This is a genomic window from Sediminibacterium sp. FW305-C-61, from assembly GCF_058231065.1.
The window spans coordinates 141,369-166,791 of the sequence record NZ_JBIQXR010000004.1; the positions used below are offsets into that span (position 1 = coordinate 141,369).

A 25,423-nucleotide genomic window follows, 5' to 3' on the forward strand; every position below is an offset into this window, starting at 1 on the left:
AAAAGAAAATGCAATTTTTAAACCGCCTTCTGTACATAAATTTACTCATTTCCTGTTTCTCGATGTGTAAGACCTCGGGTCAAGAAAGTAAAGAGGAAGATATTGGTTCTTTAGTCTTCATTAATAGCATCCCGTTAGTAAATTCTAAAGGAGTCGTTACGTATTATAGAGATAGTATATCGATTTATTATACAAAAAAGGTGGCACTATACAGGATTCAAACAACACAAACCAACAATGTTGTACTAATTGACAAAAATGGTAATCAAAAAGAGGGATCTTCAAAGTCAACTATTGTGTTTGATTATTTTATTCATAAAATCGGTGATTCTGTTGGCTATTATTACAAAAACAACAATCCGAAAGAGGGGCTTATGTATAGTGTAGTTGACTTTTTAAGAGAATATTGCAGTTATAATCCGTTAATGTTTCAGACAGATCGTTTTTCGCTTATATCATCAGGAAAAGGCACAGATTATGAGTTGACTGAGAAATATGCAGTAAAATTTAAAAGTGATGAATCTATATGTGATTCTTTGGAATACTTTTATTCAAATAAATATAATGGTATTCCTTACTCATTTTCGAGTAAAATTGATTCCTTACACAATCTTAAATTGATTAAAGCTAAATTTATTTATACTGAGTCATTTTCAAATCAATACAAAATTATCATGCCGAAACGAGAGTTTATTTTTGAATTAAAAAAGATATCTGAAAAAATTGATCAAGAGATAGTTCAAAGACTTAACTCTCAGGTTGATAAAAACTGATTCAGCAAATCCAATTTCAGACCGAAATTGAAAAGCGGAATGCCTATTTACATTCCGCTTTTTTTCTGATAGGATTTTAGAGGATTGTCATCTATTTCAGTTTGAATACTTTGTATCTCAATAAAAAACATCACTTGATCATAGTGTAAGTGTAGGCTTCCCCTAAAAGTTGTCCATTGAAGCTTGCCGTGGCAATTTATCAGACTGTGTTTGCAGGTCTTTGATCTAATTTTTTACCTTGTCGGTGCCGTTGTCGGTCGACTGACCATCAACTGACGCCATAGTTGGTCGCCTGACCAACTACTTCACGATATTAAACAATAAAAAAGCGGAAGACTTTCATCTTCCGCTTCGTTGCCCGACCTGGATTCGAACCAAGACATACTGAACCAAAATCAGTTGTACTACCCTTATACTATCGGGCAATCCGACCTATTCATTTCTGAATGGGGTGCAAAAATAAGGGGGAGAGGGAATTGTTCCAAATTTTTTAAAGAAACAGGGGAAGGGATGGGAAATAAGGAATAGGAAATAAGGAATAAGAAATTAGTGCTGTTGGGGAATAAGGCCTGTCCAGAGCTTGTTGAAGGACCTGTTCTGAGCTTGTCGAAGGAAATGAAATATATGGAATGAGAAAGGTGAGGGAAATGGGTTATTTTAGCTTCAATATCAAAAAAATGGCCTTGTGTAGGGCCAAAAACCTTTCAAATGAACAAACTCATTCTGCTTGTACTCTTTTTCGCTGCCATGTTTATTTTATCGTCTTACCGCTCCGATAGAAAAAAGAAAGTCGTCTTCTTTGGCGATTCTATCACAGAATTAGGCGTAAAACCGAATGGTTATATCAGGGTAATAGAAGATATGATCAGGAATGAAGACAAAACCACCCAATATGAACTTATTGGAAAGGGTATAGGCGGAAACAAAGTGTATGACCTATACCTCAGAATGGAAGAAGATGTCCTGAAATTACAGCCCGATATTGTCGTCGTGTATATCGGTGTAAACGATATCTGGCACAAAAGCATGATGGGTACCGGAACCGATTTTGATAAATTCGGAAAATTCTATACGGCCTTAATCAAAAAACTACAGATTGCCGGGGCAAAAGTAATTGTATGCACACCGGCTGTTATAGGGGAGAGATATGATAACAGTAATCCTCAAGATGGCGAACTCAACCATTACAGTAACTGGATCCGCAAATTTGCCGGAGAAAATAATATTCCGCTGGTTGACCTTCGTTCAATCTTCTTAAACTATAGCAAGGCCAATAACCCTAATAACCTGGATTCTAAAATTCTTACCTATGATCGCGTTCACCTGAACGATGAGGGTAATAAAGTAGTGGCAACAGCTATGTGGAATGAGATTAAGAAATTAGGTGACGCTAAATAATAATAATACAAGATTGTTTACAGGTGGTTTTTTGCCACTGAATTCACAGAAGACTCTGAAAATAGCAGGTAATGAAAACAGTTCGCATCTTTATCTTTATAACAGTTTGTTTTTTCGGATATTTTGGCTGTAAAACCACGGAAAAAGAAGCAATCCCATCTCAGGAAGGATTTTTGGAAGTTAATGGAGGTAAAATATGGTACAAGGTAAGGGGAGGGAATGGTGTTCCTTTACTGATGTTACATGGCGGACCAGGCTTTACAAGCTATTATTTAACGCCTCTGGCCGATTCACTAGCCAAAAACAGACCAGTTATTATTTTCGATCAGTTGGGTTGTGGTCGTTCTGATAAAATCACTGATACCACTCTTATGGATATGCAACACCATATTGATCAGGTATCGGCACTTTTAAAACACCTGAATATTTCCGAATTCGACCTCTACGGACACTCTTTCGGGACCATGCTGGCGATGGATTTTTACTTGCAACATCCCGAGAATATCAGGTCAATTGTATTGGCTAGTCCTTGCATGCGCACCAAAACATGGGAGGAAGACGCAGACATATTGATGCAGGTGATTCCAGATTCAACCCGCAAAACCCTTCAGGCATTGGCAAAAGGCATGAAGACGGATTCTTTACAATTGGCAAATGCCCTCGATTTATATTATAGCCGGTTTTATAACCGTAAAAAACCATTATCTCCCTTTGTAGATAGTTCTCTCCGTTTTCAGGCGCTAAATGTATACCGGTTTATGTGGGGACCAGAAGAGTTCGTAGCAACAGGCAACCTCAAAAACTACGACCGCACCGGAAACCTGTCCTCCATAAAAGTACCCGTACTCTTCACTACCGGCGAATACGACGCTGCTCGTCCAGCCACCGTAATGTATTATCAAAGCCTGGTGCCGGTTTCTGCTTTTGTTGAAATAATGGATGCAGGGCATTCTACCATGACAGATAATATAGATGAGGAAATCAGGGCCAACAGGAATTTCTGGAGAAGTTTACATACAAGAGAATAGTTATCCGGGTTGATGTTTTTTTAATTGTAATTGAAGATGATGGGAAATCTCTTTCGCTTTCTGAACAATCATAAAATGATTCCCCCTTTCAATAATGATATTTGGATGGACAAAGGTTAATGGTAATAGTCTATCGGCATTGCCATGTAAATGAAATACAGGGGCACTAATGCTTTTGTTTTTCCAGTTTACTATTGCATTCATGGCCCATAGATTAAAACCATGTGTACTATTTCTAATGATTTTTTTTAATTGAGTTTGCTGCGAGGCTGACCTAACCCCAAAGAAAAAACTCAATAACCAGTTATTATTTGCAATAAACTCCAGCGGTAGGAGTCTGTGAAAGGGCATGTAGCGACAGATCCTGAAATAAGGGGGGAGTTCTTGAAAGGTCTTAGCACTGGAAATCAATATCAATTGTTTTACCGAAATCAGTTTTGCTATTTCCATTGCCAACATACCTCCAAATGAAAGACCTATAATTATTGGATTAGGATCCGTAATTCGCTTTGCCATTCTTTGAGCATAGCTTTCTATAGTTTCTGCGGTTTGTGGCGGCATCCAATCAAGAAAGATCCTTTCTATGCCCGGCAATTCTAATCCATGGAAAACTGTTTCATCAGCCCCAAGCCCTGAAAGAAAATAAATTTTCATGCGGATAATTTATTAGAAGTAGCCATTTTTTTCAGATGCTACTCACTACTCACCATTCACAATTGACAATTCACACCTCACGACTTCACCACCACCAGATAATAATTCTTCTTGCCCTTTTGAATCAACAGGTATTTGCCTTGTAAAAGATCATCCGTACTGAGACTGGTTTTATCTGCAGCAATCTTTTCTTTATTTAGTCCAACACCACCTGCCTGCCACATTTTACGGGCTTCGCCTTTGCTGGGGAATATTTGTGTTTCAGCAAGAAAGCTAACCAGGTCGTAACCTGCTTCGAGTTGCGATTTATTGATTTCTACTGACGGCACACCCTCCATTACCTGCAATAGTTGCTCTTCGCTTAAGCTTTGTAGTGTTTCTGTAGTGGCATTACCAAAAAGAATCTCGGAAGCTTTTACTGCAAAATCATAGTCATCGCGACTATGCACAAAACAGGTGAGTTCTTCAGCGAGTTTTTTCTGTAAAGCGCGTTGATGGGGCGCTGCGTCATGTGACTGTATCAGTGCTTCAATTTCTGCAACGGGTAATAACGTAAATATTTTGATCCAGGTTTTGGCATCATCATCGCTTGCATTCAGCCAGAACTGATAGAATTGGTAAGGGGAGGTTTTTTTTGCATCAAGCCAAACATTGCCTTTTTCAGTCTTACCAAATTTTCCGCCATCCGATTTACGGATCAGGGGACAGGTAAAGGCAAATGCTTCTCCTCCTGCTTTGCGGCGAATAAGTTCCGTACCGGTAGTGATATTACCCCACTGGTCGCTGCCACCCATTTGAAGTTTGCAGTTTTTATTTTGATAGAGCCAGTAGAAATCATAACCCTGAATAAGCTGATAGGTAAATTCAGTAAAGCTCATGCCGGTATCACCTTCCAGTCTTTTCTTCACACTGTCTTTCGCCATCATGTAGTTCACGGTAATATGCTTTCCTGCATCACGAATAAAATTCAAAAAGCTGATGCCCTTGAACCAATCGTAGTTATTCAGCATTTCAGCCGCATTGGGCTTTGCGGGATCAAAATCGAGGAATTTCTCCAGTTGCTTTCTTACGCCTTCCTGGTTAAATGCCAGTATTTCTTCACTCAAAAGGTTTCTTTCTTCGCTTTTGCCTGTGGGGTCACCAATCATACCAGTAGCACCACCTACGAGGGCCATGGGTTTATGTCCGGCTCTCTGTAAATGCACCAGTAATAATATAGGCACAAGACTACCAATATGCAGGCTGTCGGAGGTAGGGTCAAATCCTATGTATCCAGAAACCATTTCTTTATTCAATAATTCTTCTGTTCCGGGCATGATATCCTGAATCATCCCTCTCCAGCGCAACTCTTCAATTAAGGTCATTGATCGTTATTTGCGGCAAAGATAGTGAATGGTGAATGGTCAATAGTCAATATACTTGCTTGAATCTTTTTTTGAAATCTTACCAACTATTCACCATTCACCATTGACCATTCACTAATTTTGCTCCATGCGAAAAGTAGGCGAAGGCACCCGTATTTTGAATTTCCTGATCGACACATTGGTCGTTTTTATACTGGCATTTGCATTCAATAAATTCTGGACATTCCAGGTAAAATTCTGGGGATATCCCTACCTCAATTTCGGCTGGATATTTTTCGGGATGCTCTTTGTTTATTATAGCATCTTCGAAATAGTTTTTCAACGTTCACTGGCTAAATGGTTCAGTTATACCAAAGTAGTCAATAAGCAAGGCGGAAGAGCCGCATTCTGGCGTATCCTGATCAGAAGTCTTGCACGTATCACCATCATCGACCTGTTTTTCATCCCATTTCTCGGCAAGCCCCTTCACGACTGGATAAGCGGAACAGAAGTGGTGGAGAAATAACAAATAAGGAATAAGAAACATGAAATAAGAAAGGGGATTTGTCCAATACTTTCTCATTTCATATTCCTTATTTCTTATTCCTCTGTTATCCTCGTCTTTCTTTCCAAAAACGAAATGCTGCTCGGGGGCAATCGCTTATTTTTGTGGATTATCTGAATAATTATGGCAAAGATTGGCATCAATATAGCAACAGGGAGCCTTCAGCAGGCTGAAATGATTGTTGGGATAGATTTGGGAACAACCAATAGCCTGGTGGCTATTATTCACCCGGAAAGTAAGGTTCCTGTGGCATTAAAGGAATTTAATACCAGCAGCCTGGTACCCAGTGTGGTGCATTTTGATGCATTTGGGAACGTTGAAGTGGGAGAGCAGGCCAGACAATACCTTGAAACAGACCCCACTAATACCATTTTTAGTGCAAAAAGATTAATGGGCAAAAGCTACCGCGATGTGAAAGCCCATGCAGACTTCTTCTCCTATAAAGTCATAGATGACGATACCGATAGCCTGGTAAAAGTACAGGTAGGAGAACGTTTTTATTCTCCCATAGAACTTTCGTCGCTGATACTAAAGGAGCTAAAGCAAAGAGCTGAACATATACTCAAGACCCCAGTTACAAAAGCGGTTATTACCGTACCGGCCTATTTCAACGATGCCCAAAGACAGGCAACACGTGATGCAGGTAAACTGGCGGGGTTAGATGTGTTGCGTATTATCAATGAACCAACTGCGGCAAGTCTGGCTTACGGACTGGGAATGAATAAAGAGGAAGAAAAAACGATCGCTGTTTATGACCTGGGCGGAGGTACTTTCGATATTTCAATTCTTCGGATAACCAATGGCATTTTTGAAGTACTTAGTACGAATGGAGATACTTATTTAGGGGGAGATGATTTTGATAATGCGATCGTTAATTATTGGATTGAAAAATCAGGTATCTCTCATAATGAGCTGAAAACCAATAAACAACTCTCGCAATCATTACGCTTAAGGGCTGAGGAAGCCAAGAAGCATTTGAGTGATCATTCGACTTATCGTACCGACTTAAATGGGGATGTGCTGGAGTTGACCAAAGCTGATTTTAATGGATTAATTAGCGGTTTGATTGATAAAACAATGGAATGCTGTAAGCAGGCATTGCATGACGCTGGTCTAAAAGTTTCAGATATAGAAACGGTGGTAATGGTAGGCGGAAGTACCCGGGTACCGGCTGTAAAAGAAGCGGTAAGCCAGTTTTTTGGAACAACATTGAACGACGAAGTAAATCCGGATGAAGTGGTTGCCCTTGGGGCAGCAGTTCAGGCTGATATTTTGGCAGGAAACAATACCGATTTCCTTTTGCTTGATATTACACCGCTTAGTCTTGGAATTGAAACTATGGGTGGTTTGATGGATGTGCTCATTCCCCGTAACTCTAAAATACCCACAAGGGTGGGGCGTCAATATACCACCCAAAAGGATGGCCAATCGGGAATGCGCATATCCGTATTCCAGGGTGAACGTGATTTGGTGAAAGATAACCGCAAGCTGGCAGAGTTTAGTTTAAGTGGAATACCGGGAATGCCAGCAGGTTTACCCAAGGTTGATATTCAATTTTTAATTGATGCAGATGGTATTTTGGTAGTGAAAGCCAAAGAGTTACGTAGTGGAGTAGAGCAAAGTATTGAAGTTAAACCTCAATATGGTTTAACCGATCAGGAAGTGGAGCAAATGCTGCTGGATAGTATAACCCATGCTAAAGATGACATGGTAACAAGGGCTCTAGTAGAGGCAAGAACCGAAGGCGAACAGATTTTAGATGTAACCGAGAAGTTTTTAACGAAGAATCCGCAACTACTTTCAAAAGAAGAGGTTTTAGCGACTGCAAATGCGATGCAGGCTTTACAATTAGCTTTAACTATGGAAGATAAAAACTTGATAAGCAGTAAGATAGAAGAATTGAATGAAATTACCAGGCCATTTGCAGAACGTGCCATGGATCAGGCTGTGGGGCAGGCGTTGAAGGGGAAAGTGGTTTAGGGGGAAGGAAAGTCCGGGGTCCGGGAGTCCGGAAGTCCGAGACAGAGGGGAGTGTGTTGTTGATTTGGTGGGGAGTGGTTTTCTTTTTGCAGGATGTGGTTATTAGTTGTTTCTATATGTTAAATAATAAATTCACTTAAACGTATTAAGTGAATGATTTTCATTCATTTGTGTAATTTAAATATTAATTTGGCAAGTGTAGATAAATGCATTCCGGTAACACAGATAGCGTTCCATCCACACAATACATTATTCCCATAAAACCATTACCTGTTGCCTCTCGGACTACCGGACTTTCGGACTCCCGGACTTTCTCCCCACAGCATTCTCTCCACATATTTACCCAGGACATCATATTCAATATTAACTGAGGTTCCTTTTTCAACAAGTGAAATACTTGTGTGGTTATAAGTGTAAGGAATGATTGCTACCCTGAAACTATGCTGATCTACATCGAAGCAAGTGAGGCTGGTACCGTTGATAGCAATTGAGCCTTTTTCTATTACAAGATGTGCCAATTCGGCAGGAATCTGAAACTTGTATTCCCAGCTTCCGTCCAGTACTTTTTTCTCCATACAGGTTGCTATACCGTCTACATGTCCCTGAACAATATGTCCATCGAGGCGCCCATTCATTATCATGCAGCGCTCAAGGTTAACCAGACTTCCGGGTTTCCAATTGCTTAGGTTTGTTTTTTGGATGGTTTCTGCGATAGCGGTTACCCGGTGTTTACCGGGGGCGAGTTCATCTACGGTGAGGCAAACGCCTTCATGACTAACACTCTGGTCAATCTTTAATTCCCCAGAAATAGGGGATTCGACCCAGAAACTGATATTTGAGCCAGTGGCCTCTAATGCAGTAACGATTCCTGTTGCTTCTATGATACCTGTAAACATAAATGCAAAGTAAACTTTGATCTTTGATTTTTTGATCTTTGATTTGAAGAATGTAAAGGGGGGCTGAATCAAAAATCAAAGATCAAAAAAACAAAGATCAAAGATTTCCTCTCTTCTTTGGATATTTGTAAGGAATCCCTATCTTTGCACTCCTAAAAAAACACCCGAGGAGGTATAATCGTTATGCTTATTATTGATTCAAAAGATTGCGAAAACATCGACAAGGCGCTCAAGAAGTACAAAAAGAAGTTCGAAAAGAGCAAAGTTCTGTTACAACTGAGAGAGCGTCAGGCATTTACTAAGCCGTCTGTAAGACGTCGTGGTGAAGTGTTGAAAGCTATCTATAAGCAGCAAATCGCTAGCGGAAAGATCGAAGGATAATCCCCTTTTATCGAATCAACTATATTCAGTAGCCTGAGTTTTGTAACTTTAGGCTACTTTTTTATGCCCCAATCTACCTACACGGTCATACAGCCCTTTCTCGACCACCTTCGTTTTGAAAAACGATATTCCCAGCATACACTTATTTCCTATCAGACAGACCTGGAGCAGTTTTTTGCTTACCTGGCCAGTCAGTTCGATTCGCCCGACCTCCCTGCTATTTCAGCTATGTTTATCCGTAGCTGGTTGGCAGAAATGAAAGAGGAGGGAATGGAAAGCCGCAGTTTAAACAGGAAGATCTCTGCCCTTAAATCATTCTTCAAATACCAATTGAAAATGGGGGTAATTCAGCAGTCGCCCATGACCACCATTGTATCACCGAAAGTGAGTAAACGGTTGCCTGTTTTTGTGGAAGAGAAAGATATGCATACCCTGTTTGATTATGTGGAATTTTCAGATGACTGGAAGGGGAGAACCGAGAAGCTGGTACTTCAATTATTTTACAGCACCGGTATGCGTTTGAGTGAATTGATAGGGTTGAAAGAAAATCAGTTAGATGGTTCCTTAAGGCAATTAAAAGTATTGGGAAAGGGGAACAAGGAAAGAATCCTGCCACTTTCTCCTGAACTGGTACAATTACTCAAAGCGTATATACAGGATAAGCCCGACAAGCAGGAGGAAAAACACCAGCGTTTATTTGTAAATGAAAAGGGGAAGCCATTACAACCAAGACAGGTTTATAGTTTCGTAAAACAACACCTGGCCACAGTAACCACTGTAACGAAGAAAAGTCCACATATACTCCGGCATAGTTTTGCTACACATTTAATGAATAACGGGGCAGACCTGAATGCAGTGAAAGAGCTGTTAGGACATAGTAGTCTGGCGGCAACCCAGGTCTATACGCATAATACGATTGAGAAGTTGAAGGAAGTGTTTAAGAAGGCGCATCCGAAGGCGTAGGGATTGATAGTCCAGAAGTCAGGAAGTCCGGAAGTCCGAAAGACCGAGGGGATAGGCGGGGTATAGATTTGACTGATTAATATATGTTTTTTATTGATTCGGTGGTGGTTTTTTGGGGGCTATTTTTGGGTTGTTTTATTTCTTATAAATCTTTCTAAAAATTTGGTTTTTTATTTCTTTTTATCGGTGGAAAGGTTTAACTTGTTAATCATGAAAAAGGGGGTAAAACCCCAAGGTTAAACCCTCAGCAAATAAAGTTCTTTCACATAATTTTTTCACCGATTAAACGTGAGTTGCTATGAACGTTAACATTCAAACTGTGCACTTCGATGCAGATGACAAACTGGTAGATTATGTATCACGTAAGTTGAACAAGCTGAACACTTTTCACGACCGTATTGTGAAAGTGGATGTGTTTTTGAAACTGGATAATGTGGTACACACGATTAAAGACAAGATTGCGGAGATTCGGGTGCATGTACCGAGGCATGATTTTTTTGTGAAAGCCTCATCAAAGTCATTCGAAGAGTCATTCGACTCAGCTATGGAATCAATTGTTTCTCAGATTAAACGAAAAAAAGAAAAATTAGCAGCCTAAAAAATTACCAAGCCCTGGCCCAAAAGCCGGGGCTTTTTTTTGGCTAAAAGTCATAAGCTACAAGCCGCAAGCTACATGCTGCAAGCTACATGCCATTGATGTCTGGGGAAAAATACTTTTAGCCAGTACCTGCCAGGTTTTTTTGCTATCAATTTAACCATCCACAAGCGTAAATAGGGTAGTTATATCTTTAATTTTAGTAGGATTTATACAAAACAAATTTGCAAGCCCTCTTATTTATTCAAATAATAGCAGAAAACCTAAAACAAGCACCTATTAAGGCTTGCAGCTTGCAGCTTGTAGCATGCAGCCAAAATTCCTCCGACAGCAATGTCTACAAGCCTCAGGCACGATTTAAATGCTTGCAGCTTGTAGCTTGCGGCTTGCAGCTTTCCCCCCTTGTGAATAACTACCTGAAAAATTTCGATACAAAATTTTGCTGAATTAAGTTTTCCATTACCTTTGCCATCCCAAAAACGGGTAGTTCTTTGTGTTTTGTCGGATGATTTATCAGTTAAATACCTGCTTAAAACAGGTAAAAATTGAAATTGCTGACAACAAATAAGCCGAAGTAGCTCAGCTGGTAGAGCAGCTGATTTGTAATCAGCAGGTCGCGGGTTCGAGTCCCATCTTCGGCTCTGTTAAACCCTGAACAGGAATTTATTCCGGTGCAGGGTTTAAGGGCAGGTTCCAGAGCGGCCAAATGGGGCGGACTGTAAATCCGCTGTCTTTCGACTTCAGAGGTTCGAATCCTCTCCTGCCCACAGGACAATTTGATAGTTTGATCCGCCTTAGGCGGAGAAAATTTGAAAATTGCAGTAGATTTAAAAAGTTCTTTTACAAATATTTGAAGGTTGATATTTGAAATCACGGAATGCTTACCAACATTTTCAAATTTTCAAATTAACTCATTTTCAAATTAACAAGCGGGAGTAGCTCATTTGGTAGAGCGATAGCCTTCCAAGCTATAGGTGGCCAGTTCGAGCCTGGTCTCCCGCTCTTTTTAAGTTCTTTAAAACACAACAGCTAAAGAAATTTGAAAAGCCGTTGTAGCTCAGTGGTAGAGCATCCCGATGAAATCGGGAAGGTCGTGAGTTCTTTTTAGGGAAAGAAAAACACAACAGCTAAAGAGATTTAAAAAGCCGTTGTAGCTCAGTGGTAGAGCACTTCCTTGGTAGGGAAGAGGTCGTGAGTCCGATTCTCACTAACGGCTCAAGCAGCAGCGAGAAATGTGATCCGCAGTGCGGGTAAAAAATAGTTAAACAAACGGCGAAAGCCTTAGATTTTTAAAACACAACTAAAAACCGATAAAAATGTCTAAAGAGACCTTTAAGAGGGAGAAACCTCACGTAAACGTTGGTACCATTGGTCACGTTGACCACGGTAAAACCACTCTGACTGCTGCCATAACGGACATCTTATCTAAGCAAGGTCTGGCACAGGCTAAGAAGTATGATGAGATTGATGGCGCTCCTGAAGAAAAAGAGCGTGGTATCACCATCAATACTGCACACGTAGAATATCAAACAGCAAACCGTCACTATGCGCACGTTGACTGTCCTGGTCACGCTGACTATGTGAAAAATATGATTACTGGTGCTGCCCAAATGGACGGTGCTATTCTGGTTGTGGCTGCGACTGATGGTCCTATGCCTCAAACTAAAGAGCACATCCTCCTGGCTCGTCAGGTAGGTGTACCTCGTATCGTAGTATTCATGAACAAGGTTGACCTTGTTGATGATGCTGAACTGTTGGAACTGGTAGAAATGGAAATCCGCGAATTGCTGACTACCTACGGTTTTGATGGCGACAACACCCCAATCATCAAAGGTTCTGCAACTGGAGCCCTTGCTGGTGAAGAAAAATGGGTTGCTGGCGTTAATGAACTGATGGCTGCAGTAGATAGCTATATCCCACTTCCTCCACGTCCAATCGATATGCCATTCCTGATGTCTGTGGAAGACGTATTCTCTATCACAGGTCGTGGTACCGTTGCAACTGGTCGTATCGAGCGTGGTATCATCAAAGTTGGTGAAGCCGTTGAGATCGTAGGTCTGATGGAATCTCCACTTTCTTCTACCGTAACTGGTGTTGAAATGTTCAAAAAACTGTTGGATGAAGGTCAGGCTGGTGATAACGCAGGTCTGTTACTCCGCGGTATTGAGAAAAAAGATATCCGTCGTGGTATGGTAATCTGTAAGCCAGGTTCTATCACTCCACACACTGATTTCAAAGGTGAAGTATACGTACTGAGCAAAGAAGAAGGTGGACGTCACACTCCATTCTTCAACAAATACCGTCCTCAGTTCTACTTCCGTACTACGGATGTAACTGGTGAGTGTACACTTCCTGAAGGAACAGAAATGGTAATGCCTGGTGATAACATCGGTCTTACTGTAAAACTGATCCAACCAATCGCTATGGAAAAAGGTCTGAAATTCGCTATCCGTGAAGGTGGACGTACCGTAGGTGCTGGTCAGGTTACTGAAATCATCAAATAAGCTTAAAGCTTCCGGCTTTTAGCTACAGCAAATAAGTTTTTTACTATATTTGCAATATATTCTAAAAGCTATCCTGTTAAAGGGGTAGCTTTTAGCTTCTACGGGCATAGTACAACGGTTAGTATAGAGGTCTCCAAAACCTTTGATCTGGGTTCGAATCCTAGTGCCCGTGCGAACAATTTGGAAATTTGAAAACCTGCCTGTCGGCAGACAAGTTTGAAAATTTGAAAATGAAGTTCTTTTGATTGCTGCGCAATTAAAAGGATAAGTTTTCGAACTCAAATTTGATCCCGAAGGGATACCATCATTTCCAAATTTTCAAATTTTCAAATTTTCAAATTGAACAAGTGAACAAGATCGCCACATACTTCAAAGAAAGTTACCGTGAGTTGATGGAGAAAGTAACCTGGCCTACCTGGTTACAACTGCAGCAAAGTACTGTTATTGTACTTATAGCTACAGTTATCATCACCGCGTTGGTTTGGGTGATGGACTTTTCCAGCAACCAGTTGCTGAAGTTGATTTACTCATTATTCAAGTAAACGAATATGGAAGCATCGATAGTTGATAATAATACGGTAGAAACCACAGAAGCCAGTCAGCCAGATAATACCAAATGGTACGTATTGCGCGTGGTTAGTGGTAAGGAGCGTAAGGTGAAGGAATACCTGGATAAAGACATTATCCGTAGCGGATGGCAGGAAGTAATCAAACAGATCTTCCTTCCAATGGAAAAAGTATATAAAGTGCAGAACGGTAAAAAAGTAATGCGCGAAAAAAACTATTTCCCAGGCTATGTAATGATGGAAGTACTGGATGGTAAACTGAACGATGATATGGTTCAGCATATCAGTAATATCAGCAACGTAATGCACTTTCTTACTGATGGCAAAGGCTCTAAAGGAAACATTATTTCTTTGCGTAAAAGTGAAGTAAATAAAATGCTCGGAAAAGTTGATGAAATGAACGATCAGGGTGTAACCATGAGCGAACCATTCATCATCGGCGAAACCATCAAAATCATTGAAGGTCCATTCAACGACTTTAATGGTGTGATAGAAGAAGTAAACGACGAGAAGAAAAAATTGAAAGTAACCGTAAAAATCTTTGGTCGCTCAACACCTGTAGAGTTAAATTATATGCAGGTTGAAAAACTGAGCTAATCAGTGATAAATATTTTCCAAAAGGCAGTTGTATCACAACTGCCTTTTTTTATGCACCTTATTTACCACTGGTGCAACAATTATTTTTAATAGCCTGTCTTTTCAAACATCTTCTGCACCAAACATTTTCTTATGCGAATTCGCAGCATGCATTACTTTTCGGGTCTGTTGATAGCTGTATTTATTTTCTTACACCACATCAACCATCTATACAGCCTCATCGGTATTGATAAGCATCTAGCTTACATGCAACAATTCAGAAAAATTTACAGAAATCCATGGGTCGAAATTCCATTATTGGGCGCTGTTTTAGTACAACTATATTCAGGTATTCAATTAGTAAGAAACAAACCAAAAAAAGTAACCGGGTTTTATAACCGGTTACAAATATGGACCGGACGCTATATGGCTTTTTTCCTGGTAATACATGTAGGAGCAGTTATAACAGGACGACTTTTTTTGCATCTGGATACGAATTTTTATTTTGGAGCCGCCGGTATAAACAGCTTCCCTTTCAACCTGTTTTTTATTCCTTATTATACACTGGCAATTTGGAGTTTTTTTGGTCATATTGCTGCCATCCATTACCAAAAAATGAGCGGAAAAAGCCATTATGCAAATAGACAATCAGCAATAATACTAAGTATAGGTATTGTAATTTCTATAGTTATTTTATATGGCTTAACCGGAGGGTTTAAAGGAGTGCCGATTCCCGCTTCTTATGAAGTACTGATTGGAAAATAATACCTGTTCGAATAGAAATTTGTATGGACGTAAATTTGATTTTCTGAGCCATACCAAATATTATCTTAGTCAGACGCTGTTTTTTGAAAAATAAGGGGTAGATATGGGTATATATCATTTTCTTTGCAATGAATACCCGCTGAACATTTCTCTGCTGCAAATAATGACCGGTGAACTTAGGCCGCGATCTATCTCATCATCTGAATTAATCATTTGTAGTGACCCTTAAACGAAAAAGACTCATTATACGCATCAAAAACTGGCAACCTGTAAAGGTTTCAATGTTGTATGCAAAAGATTTTTATGATAAAGCGGTAGAAACAAGATCGGAATTAAAACTTCAGTTCCTTCAATTCTTCCCATTTCTTATTGCCTCTGTATTAACAGGGGTACTCGCTTTTCTCTATAGCCGGATTTTTTATTACGCAGAACACCTCAGTTATAGCATTTACGAATACCATAAATGGCTGATTTTTATTTCTACACCTTTATGTTTTCTGCTATCATGGTGGGTAGTAAAATATTTTGCCGGTTATGCCAAAGGAAGCGGTATTCCTCAGGTAATGGCTGCAATAGAGCTTTCTCAACCACACAAAAATCACCTGGTCGATAAATTCCTCAGTTTCAGGATAATTGTGGTAAAGATTGTATCAAGTGCAATAAAAGTTATTGGTGGAGGTATTTTGGGAAGGGAAGGACCTACCATACATATTTCAAGTGCTGTATTTAAACTAATTCACGACAGGTTACCGGCCTGGTGGTTATCTGTGTCACAAAAGAATGTATTGATAGCGGGTGCCGCTTCAGGATTGGCGGCTGCGTTTAACACGCCATTAGGAGGAATAATTTTCGCTATTGAAGAATTGTCGAAGTTCCATATCAAACATTATAAATCGCCACTGTTCATTGCAGTGATTATGGCAGGTTTAACAGCTCAGGGACTGGGAGGTTCTTATCTATATCTTGGTCATCCGTCAACAAATTATCAGGGAAGTAAAATATTCCTGGGAATCATTATCGTTTCAATACTTACCGGATATTTCGGAGCAAAAATGTGTAAAATAATGCTTCGCTTTATTACGTACGTGAGCAAACAGGTATCCCTTTACAAACAGGCCGGCATAGTGCTGCTTTGCGGGTTGTATGTTGCTGCATTTATTTATTTTCTTGGAACGGAAGCCATGGGTTCAGGAAAGGAAATCATGGACAGAACTTTATTTACTGCAGATAAATCGGTTGATTGGTACCTGCCATTGGTACGCATCAACGGATTAATTACTTCCTTTAGTTTTGGTGGTGCTGGCGGTGTGTTTGCTCCTTCACTAAGTACAGGTTCTACATTTGGGGCGCTCATTGCACAATGGATGCACCTGACTGCAGATAATGCCAATATCCTTATACTGGTAGGGATGGCCGGATTTCTTACGGCTGTAACAAGAGCCCCGTTTACATCGACCATCATAATCTTTGAAATGACGGACAAACACAGTATTATCTTCCTTTTATTAGCGGGGGCATTGATTACAAACCTGGTAGCTAACCTGGTATCCAAACAATCATTTTATGATGTCCTCAAAGAAATATACCTCCATGAAGTTGAATCAAAGGATGCAATAAAAAAGAAAGATACTTAATGCAGTTTTGCGGATTTGCTGATTAACTTTAGCTAAGCTAAAATCATTGCAATGGCATCATCTATTTATCCCTGTATCTGGTTTAACCAAAATGGAAAAGAAGCGGCAGATTTTTATTGCTCCGTTTTTCCCCATGCAAAAATACTTTCATCCAATCCCATTGTAACAAACTTCGAAATCAATGGCACTAAAATGATGGCATTAAATGGAGGTGATAAATACCAGGCAACACCTGCGGTTTCTTATTTTGTATATTGTAATGGGGATGCCACTATTGATCGTTTGTATGATATATTGAAGGAGGGTGGCACTGTATTAATGGAATTAGGTAAGTACGATTGGAGTCCTCGTTATGCCTGGATAGAAGATCGGTTCGGAGTAAATTGGCAATTAGATGTTGAGGATATCAACAATAGCCAGAAGATTGTTCCGACACTTTTATTTGTCAACGAAAAAAATGCAAAAGTTGCAGAAGCGCGAGAACAATACCTGCATATATTTCCCAACAGCACTAAATTGATGGAGATGGCATATCCCCCTGAGGCAGGTATGCCTGAAGGAGCATTGTTATTTGCACAGTTTAAAATCAATGGATACATTCTCAATGCAATGAGTAGTACCATTAAACATGATTTCGATTTTACTCCCGGCAATTCATTTGTGGTTGAATGTGAAGACCAGTCTGCTATAGATCATTATTGGAATGAGTTAGGCAAAGATGGTAGATATGATATGTGTGGATGGCTTGCAGATCAGTATGGTGTATCCTGGCAAATAGTTCCATCCATTTTATCAGAACTGATGAAGGATCCGGAAAGATCTCAAAGAGTGATACAGGCATTTCTTAAAATGCAAAAATTTGATATCCAGGCATTGCTGGATGCATAAATAAAATCAATACGGGTTAATATTTTCTTCCTTTTTGCGACTGATACAAATTAAGATCGCTAAAAAATTGCCAGATGAAAATTGCACTTATTACCCTTGGCACAAGAGGAGATGTACAACCTTATGCTGTTTTAGGCAAAGCATTACAGGAAAGAGGACATACAGTGGTACTTTGTACGGCCAGAAATTTCGAAGGACTGGTAAAAACTTATGGTATTTCATTTTTACCTGTGGAACTCGATTTCCAGGAACTGATAGAATCGGAAGAAGCAAAAAAGATCATGAAAAATCCATTCCGCATGAAGAAATACCTTCATGATACACTCTTCCCAAAAATGAGTGATGCGTTTCAAGTATTTTATGAACTGGCAAAAGAAAACGATAAAGTACTGTTTCATATAAAAACACTTTGCGACTATTTTGCCGATGCTTTTCCGGATAAAATGATCAGGACAGATGTTATACCTGCCGGAGAAAAAACCAAAGCATTTCCCAACCCCGTATTCAGTGCATTAGGATTGCCAGGGTGGTTGAATAGACTAACCTATAAACTTACTGCACTGGGATTAAAAATGTGGCAGAAACCTATATTGGCTATTCGGGCGCGTGCAGGGTTATCTCCGGTTTTTGTAAGACCTGCATTGCCTTCCATTTATGGGATTAGTGAACTGGTGCTTCCTAAACCGGCAGATTATCCGGCAAATAGTTACTTTACCGGTTTCTGGAACCTTGCTCCGGACGGGGAGCTAGACAAATCGCTCCAGGATTTTCTGCAGGCCGGTGAACCGCCCTTGCTTATAACATTTGGAAGTATGCCGTTTGAAAACAAAGCAGGATTAACTGCCCTGATTAAATCCATACAGTCTATTCCGCATATCCGGATTATTGTGGTGAAAGGATGGGGATTATCAGATACAAGTGAAATAGAAGCTTATGATAATGTAAAAGTAATCGCTTCTGCACCATATGATTTATTACTGCCACAGGTAAAAGCAGTGGTACACCATGGTGGTATCGGCACAACGGCTGCCTGCTTACGCGCAGGGAAGCCAATGTTTATTTGTCCGGTTTTATATCCTTTCGGCGATCAGCATTTTTGGGGAATGATTATTTTTAGAAAGGGGTGGGGACTAAAACCAGTTCCTTTAAAAAAGATGACGGAAAAAATATTTCTTAAGCAGGTTTCAGCATTGCTAACCAATGCTGATTTGTATAAAGCAACAGAAAATATTGGTATACAGTTGCGTGCTGAAGATGGCGTATCCCGTGCGATTGATATTATTGAAGGCAAAAGGGTTGATTAAATGAATCGATTTGGCGGGGCGCAGGTAATCCAACTTCCTTCTTCGATTTCTTCTTCTAGTTGCAGGGCGTCCCATCCGGAATAACCGAGATAAAGTTGAATAGCTACCGGGGCAAGAGATCCATTTTTTAAGTTTGTCAAAGCCACTTTGAAATCGCCACCATAAAACCAGTCTTTGGTAACCTGCATACCTCCAGGTACTAACTCAGGGTCTTTATGCAGCAGGAAAAGATGCTCCTGGTCTACTGGTCCACCAATATTGATCGGCAGAGGAGGGTAGTCCTTAAATTCTACCAGCTCATTAAACCTGCGATGGTATGGTTGGTTTAGTATGAGGCCAACTGATCCGGTTGTATCGTGGGATACAATGAGTAAGATGGTATCCTCAAAATGGGGATCACCAATTGTAGGAGCGCTTTTCCAGAAAGTTCCCGTAAGCGAATACATTACATTGTATTTAAGCGGTAAAGATAGTAGTGTATAATGAAGGTCGGTATTAGTTAACCCGGCTTTTTGATTAGCTGGTCAACAAAGGGTTTATAGTGACTTCCAACAGGAATAATAATTTCTCCAAGTTCAATGAGTTGACCACTGAAAACACTGATTTTGTTTTTATGGACTATGTATGATTTGTGTACGCGTAAAAAATTATTGGATAACTCAGCTTCAAGTTGTCCGATTCTGTATTTGAACATTAGTTTTTTGCCATCCTCAAAATGAACTTGTATATAATCTCTTAAGCTTTCAATATAAACAATATCTGCTTCATTGATTTGATATGTTTTGGCACCGGAATGTAGCTGCACTATTTTTTTTACTTGCTGGGAATCTATTGAACTATTCACCAAGGAATCTGCTGTATGCTTTCTGTAAAACTTTTCAATAGCAGCCATAAATCGTTCAAAGCTGATTGGCTTAACCAGGTAATCAACCACATCTAGTTCATATCCTTCAAGTGCATAGGACCTATGTGCTGTGGTAAATATTACTGAAGGAGCCGGTTTAAGCATTTTAAGGAAATCGATACCTGTTAATTTAGGCATTTGAATATCCAGCAAGAGCAGATCAACCTGGTTTGTTCGTAGAATGTTGCTTGCCTCCATGGCATCGGAACAGCAGCCACTCAATACAAGCATGCCCGAATCTTTTACATGCTTTTCAAGCAGTTGAACTGCAAGTGGCTCGTCATCTACAATTAAACATGTTGCATTCATATAAGAGGTACCTGTAGTTTTACTTCAAAGATTTCAGGATTGGATGTGTTGATGGTTAGGGCGTGTTTTCCAGGATAAAGCATTTGCAATCTTTGTTTCAGGTTGGTTAAGCCGATTCCCGAAGTTTTATTTTCGGTATTGTTATAGTTATTGGTAGCAATTAAAGTTAATTGATTGTTTTCGGCTTTTAAATTTATGTTGAAAGCAATTGTACCCACTGTTTGTTCAGCCCCATGTTTAAACATATTTTCAATAATTGGGATCAACAATAAAGGAGCGATTTGATAAGCCATATCGCTTTTATGTATGAATTGAATACTCAACCGTTCGCTAAATCGGGTTTTCCCAAGGTCTAGATAACTCTGTAAAAAGTGAATTTCATTTTCCAACGATACATGATTATTGTTACATCGATACAATAGGTAATCGAGTAACTGGGCGAGTTTGTCGATTGTGTCAGCAGTTTTTGGCGATTGTTGTACTGCAAGTGAATAAATATTATTAAGCGTGTTGAATAAAAAGTGAGGATTTATTTGTGCCTTAAGTGCTTCAAGCTGGGCGTTTATTTTTTCATTTTCTATTTCGGATTGTTGAATTATTATACGTTGTCTATCGATCAGTAAGTAAACAATGATAAATGGAAGGGTGCCTGAAACAATGCTGATGATATAGTGGGTAAACAATGTAGGTAAGGCAATGAAAATTTCCCATACAGATTCCTTCGCCCCAAAATTTCCTCCAAGCATAGGTTCCAGTAAATAGATAATGGAGAATCTGCTTACTACCGCGATAATATAAATACCCACAGCACATTCGATAATGCCCCGGATCATTTTTTTCTTATCGATGAGTAATGGGAGTATTCTGAGATAGCAGAAATAGCTTGCTGACATTATCGCCAATACATGGAAGAATGTGGTAATAGCCCTGTCATAAAAACTAAATTGATGTCGCTGGCTATCAGTTCTTTCCGTAAACATATACTGGGTAATGTATAACAGGTATAACACTATCCAGTATAAAATATGCCAGCCGTATTTTTTCTCAGGATTGTTTTTTGATCTGTAAGTCATCCCTATAAAAATAGAAAAATGTTAAACGTAAGTATGCTATTGTAGACGAAATAGGGAAAATCGAAGACGAAAACCTGCTATCTACTAACAATATGGCCAGGAAATGTTTGTATCGGATTTACAGCCTTTTGTCGATTAAATGTTCAAGCGAAGCGATGAAAGGAGAGTTTTGAGAAAAATAATGATCAAGGTGAATAAACTGATTTTCCTCCTGTTCGCAGGCTTTGCAATAGCTGCTGTACCCGCCGGCCGGTTAAAAGGTATAGGTAGATCTGCAGAAGGAATCGTAAAAGAAGTTTCCTCAACAAAAAAAATAGTACACCCAGGCATCGATCAATATATTAAAAGCATGGTCGATACAGCTAATTTTCAGGGCGTGGTTTTGGTAGTTAAGGGCGATAAACTTATTCATAAGTCGGTATATGGGTATAGTAACCGTGCGACTAAACAACCCATCCAGATTGCCACACAATATCTTTTAGGGTCTCTTACTAAGTCGTTTGTAAGTGTTGCTGTTATGCAACTGGTGGAAACTGGTAAGCTAACACTTTTGGCTCCGGTATCAACCTACCTTCCGGAATTAAATGCTTCACTAGCCAAGGGGCTTACGATACATCACCTGCTTAAACACCAATCGGGTCTCTCCTTAAATCTCGATGCGGTTACTAAGTACCAGTTAGCAGAGCCCACGCCAGGAGAATTGCTGGACCTGATTAACCAAACAAAACGAAGGCATGAAGCAGGAAATGTTTTTGAAGTGTCTGCCTTGAATTTTATGTTGTTGGGAATGATTATTGAGCGGGTAAGCAAACAATCATACGAATCTTACATGCAAGACCATTTGTTTCGACCACTTAGACTTAAACATACAGGAATCGCAAACCTTTTCGTGCTACCCAAAAACAAAGCAAATGGTTATAGACTTATCAATGGAACAATCAGGCGAATAGAGGACATTGTTTCATATGGATTTGCTACAGCAGATATGTACTCATCTGTTGATGACCTGTTTACCTGGGGCTATGCATTGCAACATGGGTTATTGGTAGGTTCTGAAAGCAGGCAACTGTTGTTTAATGGAGGTGTGAAAGAGGAGGGTAATTATGGGTACGGATTTCGTACGCAGGCCTATTTAGGTTCAGATTCAACCGAAACGCCAGGTAAGCTTATCCGGCATGGAGGAGTAATGAATGGATTTTGTGCAAACTATCACTATTACGACAAAGATGATATGACCATCATCATTCTCAACAATTATCGAAACCTGAAATTATTGGACATTACATTTAAAATAAAGGAACTGGTTTATGGATATAAGCCAGGCCAGAGAAAAAATAAATACCATGAATAAGTATCCTAACTTTTTTCGGAGTTTATGCCTTACCCTTTTTCTGCTGCTCAATTCAAACAGTTGGTTGTTTGCACAGGATAAAGCAATTATTGAATTATTGAATGGATTTATGAAAGCCATTGAAACGCGCGACTCTGTGAAGATGTATGCTTTTTTTGCGGATGTTCCGGTAACCTGGGTAGGTGTTTGGCGGCCAGCTACGCAGGAGCAAAGATTGAAGAAAGACGGCAGTGCACCGGGTTATAAAGTGTCGGACTTCAAAACATGGTTTAGATCGATAGCTGCGAATGGTTTTAAACAAGAGAAATTTCAACATCCTGTTATTGTTTCCGATGAATCGATTGCTGCCGTAACTTTTGAATATAGCTTTTGGGCGAATGGGAGAAAAGGGAACTGGGGTAAAGAAAGTTGGGGGCTTATTAAACTAAATGGTCAATGGAAAATTGCCAGTGTGTTATTTTCCATGGATCTTGAAAGCGTTAAAAAGGAAGCATCAGAGAGGAGTACTGCAACTGAAGTAAAAAATGATCAGATTGAGCAATATATGCAATCGATTATTGGAGATACCCATTTTCAAGGTACTATACTGTTGGCAAGGGGCGATTCCATTATCCATCATGCTGCATACGGAATGTTTGACATTGAAAATGAAGTGCCGAATCGAATAGATACCCGTTTTTTAATTGGGTCTTTAACAAAATCATTTGTAGCAGTTGCCGTGATGAAGCTGGTTGAAGAAAATAAAATTAACCTCGAAGAATCGATTAACTCCTATCTGCCTGGGTTAAAAAAAGAATTGTCAAAGGGGTTGACCATTCATCATTTGTTAAAACAACAGTCCGGACTGGAAGCAAGTTTTGATAATCTGACTAATTATGAAATCATGGATATTACACCTGGTGAATTGCTTGCTATCATCAATCAATCTAAAAGAAGTTTTGAACCGGGTACAAAATACCAGTACACGAATATTAATTATACCTTATTAGCAATGGTTATTGAAACTGTTTCTGGGATGTCCTACCAGCAATACCTTCAAAATATAATTTTCGATAAGGCGGGCATGTTTAATACTGGTATGGAGCGGTTAACGAATATTCCGGCGAACAGGGCAATAGGATATCGGAAAATAAATGGTACTATACGACGTGTTCACAATGTTGTTGCCTATGCATATGGTGCAGGTGATATATATGCTACTGCATTTGATCTATTTAAATGGCGCAACGCAATGATCAGGCAGGAGTTGGTCAGTGGATCGAGTCTAGCCCAAATGTTTCAGGGAGCCGAAAAAGACTGGGGGTATTATGGATACGGATTTAGGATTCAGCCATACAATAGAGGTGGGGAAGCACTTGATCCGGGAAAACTGATTCGGCATGGAGGAACGATGAATGGATTTATTTCAAACTTTCACGAATACCGCGACGACGATTTAACGGTTATTGTACTCTCTAATTATCGTGATATTCCTATCCGACGAATAACTTACCAATTGAAAGAATTGGCGCTTGGGTTTAAACCGGGAAAGCGAAAAAATCAATTTGAAGAATAAACCGAGGTTTAAAAGGGTTTTATACAAGCAGTGTTGATTAACTGGTTTCGCTTTGGGTTTAGCAGTGCAGCATAGCAAAAGATCCGATTATTCAGCTTTTTTACCAGCGGTTTAGTGGATATAATGACTATTAGTATCTTTGTATTAGATGGCTTTATTGTCCATTTTTATTAACCTATAATACGGATCGCATGAAAAAACTATTGTTTGCTGCGTTTGCAATTCTTGCCCTGAACACCTTGAATGCACAACCACCACAGGTACCCGCAGAAGCTGGTGCCAAATTTGGTAAAGCTACTACTGCTGATAATGCAGTATCTATTGATGAATTTGTAAAAGTAATGGCTACCAAAGAAGAGGGAAAGCCTCATGAGGCCAAAATAGTAGGTGTAGTAACCGAAGTTTGCCAAAAAGAAGGTTGTTGGATCAAAGTGCAATCTCCCAATGGAAACATGATGGTGAAAATGAAGGACCACAAATTTGCTGTTCCGGTAGTGCTGAATGGTAAAAAGATTGTTATTGACGGGGTAGCTACCCAAACGACCACTTCTGTAAAGCAGTTAAAACATTTTGCGGAAGATGCAGGTAAAAGCAAGGAAGAAATTGCTAAAATCACTGAACCTAAGAAAGAGATTGTGATACAGGCTGCGGGGATATTGGTGCTGTAGGAGAGCTACAAGCTTCAAGCTGCAAGCCTCAAGCTTCAAGGAATAATTAGAGAAAGCAATTGGCCGAATGGTCGGTTGCTTTTTTATTGATAATCAGTGCATTAGCTGATATTTCTTCCAATGCTCGTAGCTTGTAGCCTGCAGCTTGCAGCTTTTCTGCGCTTTTTCTTTGAAATCCCGCCTATCCTCCTTACCTTTGCCGCCCCAAAAGTTCTTTTTTTGAAAGAATGATTGAGTTTGGGAGTCCAGCCTTAGGCGGGACGTTATAACCAATTAAATCAAAAAGCAATGGCCAAAGAAATCACCGGCTATGTGAAGTTGCAGGTTAAAGGCGGTCAAGCCAATCCAGCACCTCCCGTAGGTCCAGCCCTTGGTTCAAAGGGTATCAACATCATGGAGTTCTGTAAGCAGTTTAATGCCAGAACCCAGGATAAAATGGGTAAAGTAGTACCTGTTTTAATTACTGTTTATGCTGATAAGTCTTTCGACTTCATCATCAAAACTGCTCCTGCTGCGGTTCAATTAATGGAAGCCGCAAAAATCCAGAAAGGTTCTAAGGAAAGTAATCGTCAGAAAGTTGGTAAAGTAACCTGGGATCAGGTTGAAGTTATCGCTAAAGACAAGATGTCTGACCTGAATGCATTTACGCTTAACAGTGCGATGAGCATGGTTGCGGGTACTGCACGTAGTATGGGTTTAACTGTAGAAGGTAAAGCCCCTTGGGAAAACAATTAATCTATTCACCTTTTA

At 39.8% G+C, this 25,423-nt stretch carries 25 protein-coding genes and 6 tRNA genes; 24 read left to right on the forward strand and 7 right to left on the reverse strand.

Annotated elements, in window-relative coordinates; all coding sequences use genetic code 11:
* Window positions 1-8 precede the first annotated feature (8 nt).
* Window positions 9-773: a hypothetical protein gene (locus tag ACH30E_RS11745; RefSeq protein ID WP_490824972.1), complete on the forward strand. Its 765-nt coding sequence runs from the start codon at window positions 9-11 to the stop codon at window positions 771-773.
* 354 nt (window positions 774-1,127) lie between these two features.
* Here ACH30E_RS11745 and ACH30E_RS11750 read toward each other — a convergent pair.
* Window positions 1,128-1,198 (reverse strand) — tRNA-Gln (locus ACH30E_RS11750).
* Between the two features lie 283 nt (window positions 1,199-1,481).
* Here ACH30E_RS11750 and ACH30E_RS11755 point away from each other — a divergent pair.
* Together ACH30E_RS11755 and ACH30E_RS11760 are read left to right on the forward strand one after the other, a co-directional pair.
* Window positions 1,482-2,171, forward strand: a complete 690-nt coding sequence (locus ACH30E_RS11755; protein WP_490824973.1) for an SGNH/GDSL hydrolase family protein — start codon at window positions 1,482-1,484, stop codon at window positions 2,169-2,171.
* Window positions 2,172-2,242: 71 nt separating this feature from the next.
* Entirely contained in the window at window positions 2,243-3,199 is a 957-nt protein-coding gene (locus ACH30E_RS11760; RefSeq protein WP_490824974.1) for a proline iminopeptidase-family hydrolase, read from the forward strand.
* Here the strand turns inward: ACH30E_RS11760 and ACH30E_RS11765 are convergent, their stop codons facing one another.
* Window positions 3,200-3,853 carry an alpha/beta hydrolase gene (locus ACH30E_RS11765; RefSeq protein ID WP_490824975.1) on the reverse strand — a complete coding sequence of 218 codons (654 nt, stop codon included), beginning with the start codon at window positions 3,851-3,853 and terminating at the stop codon, window positions 3,200-3,202. It abuts the gene before it with no gap.
* A gap of 77 nt (window positions 3,854-3,930) precedes the next feature.
* A complete protein-coding gene (gene tyrS / locus ACH30E_RS11770; RefSeq protein ID WP_490824976.1) occupies window positions 3,931-5,217 on the reverse strand; it encodes a tyrosine--tRNA ligase in 1,287 nt (428 codons plus the stop codon).
* 127 nt (window positions 5,218-5,344) lie between these two features.
* On the opposite strand from tyrS, the gene ACH30E_RS11775 reads away from it, so the two are divergent.
* Together ACH30E_RS11775 and hscA are read left to right on the forward strand one after the other, a co-directional pair.
* Window positions 5,345-5,722 carry an RDD family protein gene (locus ACH30E_RS11775; RefSeq protein ID WP_490824977.1) on the forward strand — a complete coding sequence of 126 codons (378 nt, stop codon included), beginning with the start codon at window positions 5,345-5,347 and terminating at the stop codon, window positions 5,720-5,722.
* Between the two features lie 162 nt (window positions 5,723-5,884).
* The gene (gene hscA, locus ACH30E_RS11780) at window positions 5,885-7,741 is read left to right on the forward strand and encodes a Fe-S protein assembly chaperone HscA (RefSeq protein WP_490824978.1); all 1,857 of its coding nucleotides are present in this window, start codon (window positions 5,885-5,887) and stop codon (window positions 7,739-7,741) included.
* A 266-nt stretch (window positions 7,742-8,007) separates the two neighbouring features.
* Here the strand turns inward: hscA and ACH30E_RS11785 are convergent, their stop codons facing one another.
* Window positions 8,008-8,637: a riboflavin synthase gene (locus tag ACH30E_RS11785; protein WP_490824979.1), complete on the reverse strand. Its 630-nt coding sequence runs from the start codon at window positions 8,635-8,637 to the stop codon at window positions 8,008-8,010.
* A 183-nt stretch (window positions 8,638-8,820) separates the two neighbouring features.
* Between ACH30E_RS11785 and rpsU the strand changes: the two genes are divergently transcribed.
* The 15 genes from rpsU (at window position 8,821) to ACH30E_RS11860 (ending at window position 18,813) form a co-directional block, all read left to right on the forward strand.
* Window positions 8,821-9,018 (forward strand): 30S ribosomal protein S21, encoded by a 198-nt coding sequence (rpsU, locus tag ACH30E_RS11790; RefSeq protein ID WP_133475437.1) that lies wholly within the window; start codon window positions 8,821-8,823, stop codon window positions 9,016-9,018.
* 63 nt (window positions 9,019-9,081) lie between these two features.
* Window positions 9,082-9,981, forward strand: coding sequence for a tyrosine-type recombinase/integrase (locus ACH30E_RS11795; protein WP_490824980.1), 900 nt, complete (start codon window positions 9,082-9,084; stop codon window positions 9,979-9,981).
* Between the two features lie 298 nt (window positions 9,982-10,279).
* Window positions 10,280-10,579, forward strand: a complete 300-nt coding sequence (gene hpf / locus ACH30E_RS11800) for a ribosome hibernation-promoting factor, HPF/YfiA family (RefSeq protein WP_294990441.1) — start codon at window positions 10,280-10,282, stop codon at window positions 10,577-10,579.
* Window positions 10,580-11,144: 565 nt separating this feature from the next.
* Window positions 11,145-11,217, forward strand: a tRNA-Thr gene (locus tag ACH30E_RS11805).
* A 43-nt stretch (window positions 11,218-11,260) separates the two neighbouring features.
* A tRNA-Tyr gene (locus tag ACH30E_RS11810) sits at window positions 11,261-11,343 on the forward strand.
* Between the two features lie 162 nt (window positions 11,344-11,505).
* A tRNA-Gly gene (locus ACH30E_RS11815) sits at window positions 11,506-11,578 on the forward strand.
* Between the two features lie 142 nt (window positions 11,579-11,720).
* Window positions 11,721-11,792 (forward strand) — tRNA-Thr (locus ACH30E_RS11820).
* Window positions 11,793-11,892: 100 nt separating this feature from the next.
* On the forward strand, window positions 11,893-13,080 hold the full coding sequence (tuf, locus tag ACH30E_RS11825) for an elongation factor Tu (RefSeq protein ID WP_294990438.1): 1,188 nt from the start codon (window positions 11,893-11,895) through the stop codon (window positions 13,078-13,080).
* 100 nt (window positions 13,081-13,180) lie between these two features.
* Window positions 13,181-13,252 (forward strand) — tRNA-Trp (locus tag ACH30E_RS11830).
* A gap of 175 nt (window positions 13,253-13,427) precedes the next feature.
* Window positions 13,428-13,622, forward strand: coding sequence for a preprotein translocase subunit SecE (secE, locus tag ACH30E_RS11835; RefSeq protein WP_294990435.1), 195 nt, complete (start codon window positions 13,428-13,430; stop codon window positions 13,620-13,622).
* A gap of 6 nt (window positions 13,623-13,628) precedes the next feature.
* Window positions 13,629-14,243, forward strand: coding sequence for a transcription termination/antitermination protein NusG (gene nusG / locus ACH30E_RS11840; protein ID WP_294990432.1), 615 nt, complete (start codon window positions 13,629-13,631; stop codon window positions 14,241-14,243).
* 132 nt (window positions 14,244-14,375) lie between these two features.
* Window positions 14,376-14,987, forward strand: a complete 612-nt coding sequence (locus ACH30E_RS11845; RefSeq protein WP_490824981.1) for a succinate dehydrogenase/fumarate reductase transmembrane subunit — start codon at window positions 14,376-14,378, stop codon at window positions 14,985-14,987.
* Window positions 14,988-15,205: 218 nt separating this feature from the next.
* A complete protein-coding gene (locus ACH30E_RS11850; RefSeq protein WP_490824982.1) occupies window positions 15,206-16,621 on the forward strand; it encodes a chloride channel protein in 1,416 nt (471 codons plus the stop codon).
* A gap of 51 nt (window positions 16,622-16,672) precedes the next feature.
* A complete protein-coding gene (locus ACH30E_RS11855; protein ID WP_490824983.1) occupies window positions 16,673-17,509 on the forward strand; it encodes a VOC family protein in 837 nt (278 codons plus the stop codon).
* Window positions 17,510-17,583: 74 nt separating this feature from the next.
* Window positions 17,584-18,813, forward strand: a complete 1,230-nt coding sequence (locus tag ACH30E_RS11860) for a glycosyltransferase (RefSeq protein WP_490824984.1) — start codon at window positions 17,584-17,586, stop codon at window positions 18,811-18,813.
* Here ACH30E_RS11860 and ACH30E_RS11865 read toward each other — a convergent pair.
* From ACH30E_RS11865 to ACH30E_RS11875, 3 genes are read right to left on the reverse strand one after another with little or no spacing between them, the layout of a single operon-like run.
* Window positions 18,810-19,259, reverse strand: coding sequence for a YqgE/AlgH family protein (locus ACH30E_RS11865; RefSeq protein ID WP_490824985.1), 450 nt, complete (start codon window positions 19,257-19,259; stop codon window positions 18,810-18,812). The two genes, ACH30E_RS11860 and ACH30E_RS11865, sit on opposite strands and share 4 nt — an antisense overlap.
* A 53-nt stretch (window positions 19,260-19,312) precedes the next feature.
* On the reverse strand, window positions 19,313-20,026 hold the full coding sequence (locus tag ACH30E_RS11870) for a LytR/AlgR family response regulator transcription factor (protein WP_490824986.1): 714 nt from the start codon (window positions 20,024-20,026) through the stop codon (window positions 19,313-19,315).
* Complete coding sequence (locus tag ACH30E_RS11875; RefSeq protein WP_490824987.1) at window positions 20,023-21,099, reverse strand: sensor histidine kinase; 1,077 nt, start codon at window positions 21,097-21,099, stop codon at window positions 20,023-20,025. The genes ACH30E_RS11870 and ACH30E_RS11875 overlap by 4 nt, the downstream gene beginning before the upstream one ends.
* 190 nt (window positions 21,100-21,289) lie before the next feature.
* Here ACH30E_RS11875 and ACH30E_RS11880 point away from each other — a divergent pair, with 190 nt between their 5' ends.
* From ACH30E_RS11880 to rplK, 4 genes are all read left to right on the forward strand, one after another.
* Window positions 21,290-22,450, forward strand: coding sequence for a serine hydrolase domain-containing protein (locus ACH30E_RS11880; protein ID WP_490824988.1), 1,161 nt, complete (start codon window positions 21,290-21,292; stop codon window positions 22,448-22,450).
* On the forward strand, window positions 22,443-24,005 hold the full coding sequence (locus tag ACH30E_RS11885; protein WP_490824989.1) for a serine hydrolase: 1,563 nt from the start codon (window positions 22,443-22,445) through the stop codon (window positions 24,003-24,005). Before ACH30E_RS11880 ends, ACH30E_RS11885 begins: the two co-directional genes overlap by 8 nt.
* Window positions 24,006-24,196: 191 nt before the next feature.
* A complete protein-coding gene (locus ACH30E_RS11890; RefSeq protein WP_490824990.1) occupies window positions 24,197-24,673 on the forward strand; it encodes a DUF4920 domain-containing protein in 477 nt (158 codons plus the stop codon).
* 288 nt (window positions 24,674-24,961) lie between these two features.
* Window positions 24,962-25,408: a 50S ribosomal protein L11 gene (gene rplK, locus ACH30E_RS11895; protein WP_294990403.1), complete on the forward strand. Its 447-nt coding sequence runs from the start codon at window positions 24,962-24,964 to the stop codon at window positions 25,406-25,408.
* Window positions 25,409-25,423: the final 15 nt, after the last annotated feature.